General features: G+C 40.9%; 3 protein-coding genes. All 3 read right to left on the bottom strand.

Annotation, left to right across the window (positions count from 1 at the left end):
• Positions 1-38: 38 nt before the first annotated feature.
• The 3 genes from QUA00_RS33475 to QUA00_RS33465 all read right to left on the bottom strand — a co-directional run bounded on the left by QUA00_RS33475 (position 39) and on the right by QUA00_RS33465 (position 5,237).
• The gene (locus QUA00_RS33475; RefSeq protein WP_333412776.1) at positions 39-635 is read right to left on the bottom strand and encodes a Uma2 family endonuclease; all 597 of its coding nucleotides are present in this window, start codon (positions 633-635) and stop codon (positions 39-41) included.
• A 737-nt stretch (positions 636-1,372) separates the two neighbouring features.
• Positions 1,373-3,355, bottom strand: a complete 1,983-nt coding sequence (locus QUA00_RS33470; protein WP_333412774.1) for an ABC transporter ATP-binding protein — start codon at positions 3,353-3,355, stop codon at positions 1,373-1,375.
• A gap of 154 nt (positions 3,356-3,509) precedes the next feature.
• On the bottom strand, positions 3,510-5,237 hold the full coding sequence (locus QUA00_RS33465; RefSeq protein WP_333412772.1) for a hypothetical protein: 1,728 nt from the start codon (positions 5,235-5,237) through the stop codon (positions 3,510-3,512).
• Positions 5,238-5,861: the final 624 nt, after the last annotated feature.

Below are 5,861 nucleotides of genomic sequence, written 5' to 3'. Positions count from 1 at the left end.
GGTTTCTTGCCAACCAACTAAAGAAAATGGAGCGAGATTCAAGGATTGAGAATAGGTGTAATATCTAGAAGAAATCCGGGAAGTACATCTTCACCCGAAAGTGTAGGCGGTTGGTCAAAAGAGAAATTAATCACTTCTGCTACATCTTCAGACAAGCGATAGATTTCTACTAAAGGCGTTTGGGGGTCAATTAGCCAACCTAAGCGACAGCCGTTAGTTCGATAATACCGCATTTTAGCCCGCAATGTTTCTAGGGAATCAGTTTGGGAACGCAATTCTATTACAAAGTCCGGGCACAGGGGAGGAAATTTGCGCTTATCTTCTGCGGATAATGCTTCCCAACGTTCTAGGAGTACCCAAGCAGCATCAGGGGAACGCTTCGCACCGTTGGGTAATTGAAAGACAGTGGAAGAGTCAAAGACTTTTCCCAATCGAGTCTGACGATTCCACAAATTTAGGTCTGTAGTCAAATCCGAATTTCTGATGCCGCTTTCGCCGCCTGTTGGAGGCATAATAATTAGTTCTCCTTCGGGGGTTTGTTCTAATCGCCACTCTTCATTAGCGATGGACAATTGATAAAATTGTTCGTCGGTTAAAGCGACGGATGCAGGTAGGTTGAGGGTTATAGTTTCCATCGTTGATATTATCGCCAACTAGGTTGGTTTTATTATAACTCGCACTTTCTGACAATTTTCTCAAAAATATCGCACGCTCAGAAACCGGGTTTCTTCCGATATTTCTCGTGCGAGGCGGAAAATTGTGGCAGAAACCCGGTTTCTCGCCACGCAGCTAATCCCCGGAACCGGGTTTCTTCCGATATTTATCGTACTCAACTGAAACTTGTCGCAGAAACTCGGTTTATCGCCACCTAACGAGAGAAATTAGATCGCAAATCCGCGATAATCGATCGCAATCACCCGCGCCAAATTCCCCACGCTAACCCACAAGTCCGCCGGGGGTTGAAAACCCCCGTCTCATAGCAAAAGTCCTCTCAAAGAGGACTGAAAGACACATTTTTGAACAAGCATTGCAATATCTCCCCAGTCGGTTTAAACTGAGATGTTGCACCATTCTCAATAAGCTTTTTAGGAACAGGCAAGATGCCTGTTCCACAAGAAAATTCACTCTTTGTGGAACAGGCATCTTGCCTGTTAAGCGAGAAAGGTGCAAGATGTGAGTTTCAACCGACTTTCGCTATGAGACAGGGGTTTTAAGCTGTTGTGCATTTAAATTGTATATTTCGAGTTCCGATCAAAAATCGCCAAATCCTCTCCCCCTCTCCCCCTCTCCCCCTCTCCCCCTCTCCCTCTCTAATACCATAGGCAATCTAGATGCAACACAGCTTAACCCCTGGCGGACTGTTGGTTTAACTCTAAATATAGCTGCTAGCTTGACGGGTGAACATTGAGCAGTAAATTCCGTTTGATGCTATCAATTCGTCGTGAGTTCCTATTTCTGCTATTTTACCGTTTTCCATGACGGCGATACGATCGGCAATTTTTGCTAATCCCAATCTGTGACTGATTACTATTGTTGTTTTCCCGGCGGCTATTTGGCGGAAGATGCTGTAAATTTCGTGTTCTGTCTTGGGGTCGAGGGCGGCGGTTGGTTCGTCAAAAATGAGCACTTCGGCTGTAGAAAGCCGCATTAAGGCGCGGGCGATCGCAATTCTTTGCCACTGTCCCCCCGATAAGTCTATGCCGTCTTCTAATTGTTTCCCCAACGGTGTCTCTAAACCTGCGGAAAGACTATTGACTTTTTCGCGAATTCCTGCTTCGGAAATAGCTTCGTTAATTGCGGTGTCATCTGACAGTGAAAGCAAGTCGCCGAAACCGACGTTTTCGCGGACTGTGGAGGGGAAACGGGCGTAATCTTGCATGACGACGGCGATGCGCGATCGCACGTATGCTAGAGAGTACGATCGCAAATCTTTGCCGTTCCAGGCGATCGTACCACTTGTCGGGTCGTACAGGCGGCCGAGGAGTTTGCCAAGGGTTGTTTTACCCGCGCCATTTTCACCAACAAGCACTAGCATTTCCCCCGGATTAATCGTTAAGTTGATATCTTCAACCGTGCTTTTATTGCTACCGGGATAGCAGAAAGATAGATGCTTAATCTCGATGCCAATTTTATCTTTTGTGGGGCGGGAATCTTGCCCGTGACTTGGTAATTGAGTTGTGGGACGGGCATCTTGCCCGTGACTTGGTAATTGAGTTGTGGGACGGGCATCTTGCCCGTGACTTGGTAATTGACTTGTGGCACGGGCATCTTGCCCGTCTTCTGGTAAACTAGGCAGGCGAGATGCTACATCCCCAAGCGGAGACTGCAATTCTGGCTTGAGTTCCAAAAGTTGAAAAATCGGAGTAACACCGAGTGAAATATCGTACAAATTAGCATAATTGCCTATAAGTAATTGCAAACTTTGCTCCACCTGAACAATCAAACCAGAATACAGCGCCAAATCTCCCAAAGTATAGCGACCACCCAAAGCTCCCATTACCACATAAACAAATGGCAAAGCTACTCCGATTCTACTAAACACTGACCACAAAAGTAAAACAATTGCTCCTTTTTTTCGGATTTGCTGCATCTCGCTAAAAAATTGCAAAAACTGCTCCTGCCAGCGTTTGAGCCAAAGTTTTTGCAAGCCAAACAAACGCAATTCTTTAGCATATTCTTCGCCCGTCAAGACTCTAGCGGATAAGTTCATCTCCCGGCTGATTTTAGCTTGCTTTCTTTGAACTCTCCAGATGATTTTGCTATATTTTCTTTGGATGTAAATTGAGGGACAGGATGAAATCAACATCACCACTGGCACCCACCAAGCTATCGCTGCAGCAAGGCCTATCGATGGAATAAATATAAAAATTCCCGTGATGGTCATGCTGATGGTAAATGCTAGTTGCTGTATTTTGAATACTCCGGTTTTTGCGAGTTCTACAATATTTAATAGTTCGGGGTTTTCAAACAGGGCAATATCGTCGAAATTAGCGACTTTTTCCAGGACTTTTCCTTCGACAAAGCCTTGAACGCGATCGCGCAAAGATGTCGCTGCAAAAGAGCTCATTGTGTCTAGGGCATCGCCGACTAACCTAAGACTTAAGACTCCGGCAATACTCCACAGCAATATTGGTCGGGAAAGCATCAAAGCAAGGGGCTGTGCTGTTTGGGTTTGCGACAGCAACCGAGATACTTCATCAATGATTAATTTATCTAAAAATAGCACGGCTGATGGGGCAGCACCGGCGATGATGTTGAGTATGATTAAATGGCGGAGTTCTATTGGTGCGGCTTTGATTATCAGGCCCAAGCTGCGCCACAAAGCTTGGAATGTGGTAATTTGGATGGGTTGCATAGTTTGTGGGTAGGTGTCGGGTCTACTCATCCCCGGATGATATATTATAACAAGCGATAAATTTTCGCCTGACGCACCTACAGATTACTTGAGTTAGTTTACTCTGCTCATCCAAGTATTTTGTTGAGCAATTAAAAAATTATTCATCTCTCAATTATTCGGACATTTTTTTAATTTCATTTGTTTGTTCTAAATTAGACATTTCACTTGGTAAAGCAGCAATATTTAGTTGTGATATTTCTTCTGACATTTCTTTAATTGCTTCTATTACAGCGTCCTTGTCTGTAATTTCACGACTTTGATGACGTTTCTTCCTGCCACAAATAGCAACTTTCACAGTAAGCTTATAGCGATTAGAACAATAATTTGTATCTTCATATTCATTGATTAGGTCTTCATCCTCATTGATTATGTCTTCATCCTCATTGATACTATAACCATTGTAAAAAATCGAGTTCTTGTTAAACCCATGAACACTATTATTCTCAGAATTATCGTCATTTAAATTATCCTCTAAATCTATAGAATCCCAAGGATCATTAGTATTGTCAGCTAAATCATTGTCAGCTAAATAATCTTCTAAAGCTACACAATTCAAATGAATTCGATTGGTATTATCATCTAAATCATCGTTATCTAAATCATCGTTATCTAAATCATCGTCATCTAAATCATCGTTATCTAAATCATCGTCATCTAAATCATTGTCATCTAAATCATTGTCATCTAAATCATTGTTATCATCATCTTGTTCATCATCCCTATCAACTGTCTCTGTAGGTGCAGGATTGGGTAGAAGTGTTAATCGTGGCAGTGTTAATTTCTGATGCTCAACTATATTTATAAATGCAGAACTACAAATCTCTCCAAAATTGCCAGTTATTGTAACTTGACCGATACTTTTTCCAGCAATAAATTTACCATCTGAATTTATCTTGCCACTTGTTGCACGCCAGATGATATTTCCAGGCATCATCAGATCCCCTTGCTGATCAAATCCTTTCGCACTAAAAGTTAAATTCTGATTAGGCTTAAGCTGTGCTTCTTTAGGATAAATTTCTAATCGTCTCAATACAGGAACTACAACAACTTCAACAGAAGCACTAATTTTAGCTGCATTAATAAATAGTTGACCCGCCAAGTCGAGAATCCGAGCGACAATATTAAAGATGTTTTTGTGTAACCAGGCATCTATATCAAAACCAAGAATATCGGTTGCTTCATTTGTCGAATCTGTTTCTATATTTTCGGCTTTTTCTGTTTGTTCACCAGTCGTAAAATTAGTTTTTACAAGCTCGACAGCCGATTTGAGTATGAAATTATTTTGGGTAAAATTAACAAATGAAAATACACGATATAAAAGCCTCATGTATATTCCCAAGATTAAGAGTTTAGCCCTTACCCCAGATTCCGATATTTCAGTAACATTAGCTGTTACCTTAAATGTACCTTTCGCATTACTAGCGGCAGTAAAATTACCGCTTTGGTCAATTTTTCCACCTGTTGTTTCCCAAGATATTTTTCCAGTATCTATTCGATTGCCATATTGGTCTATGCCTATTGCTGTAAATTTTTGGCATTCATCAGGCTGAAGTTTTACTATTTTTTGAGGAGAAATTTCTAATCGTCTTAAAACTGGGAGTAACGTAACTTTAACTGATTGACTAATTCCTTTAACTGTCGCAGTAACCGTAACTTCTCGCTTTTCATAACCTCCTATAAAAGTTCCATTGCCGTTAATTCTTCCCCCTTGAGTACATTGCCAATATACTTGATTAATCTGTATTGGTTCATCTTGTTGATCGAATCCGATCGCATCAAAAGTAAAATTCTGTTCAGGTTTAAGTGCTACTTCCTTCGGAAAAATTGATAAATATCTCAAGATAGAAACTACTTCAATATCAGCAAAAGCACTGATATTGTATTCAGTAGCAGTAGCAGTTAGTCTAAACTTACCTTTAGCATTATTTCCAGCTACAAAATTGCCATTTTGGTCAAGTGTTCCACCGCCACTACTTCCTGACCAAGTAATTTTCCCAGTTTGTATATTGTTACCATATTGATCTAATCCTTTAACTTCAAACTGAAAGCTCTGACCAAACTCTAGTTGAGGTATTGAGGACGTAATAATTAGTTCTGTTAGCTTCGGAGGTTCAATAATCGTAATTGGGATAACTCGACGAATAGAACGGACTGAAGCGATAATTTCAAAGTTTCCTTGCTTGTTGACAGCTATAAAATAGCCAGTTTGGTCAATTATTCCACCGCCGCTACTTGTTGACCAAGTAATTCTCTCAGTTTGTATGCTGTCACCATATTGATCTACTCCCTTAACTTGAAACTGAAAACTCTGACCAAACTCTAATTGAGGTATTGAAGATATAATAATTAGTTCTGTTAGCTTCGGAGGTTCAATAATCGTAATTGGGATAAGCTGTCAAACATCTAAACTGCATTAACTAAGTTACCTTTATTTTTTATTTTTCGGTTCCATTTCATAATTAGT

Source organism: Microcoleus sp. T2B6, from assembly GCF_036700475.1.
In the GTDB taxonomy this organism is placed as follows: Bacteria; Cyanobacteriota; Cyanobacteriia; order Cyanobacteriales; family Microcoleaceae; genus Microcoleus.
This window is presented reverse-complemented; position numbering and strand designations above follow the sequence as displayed.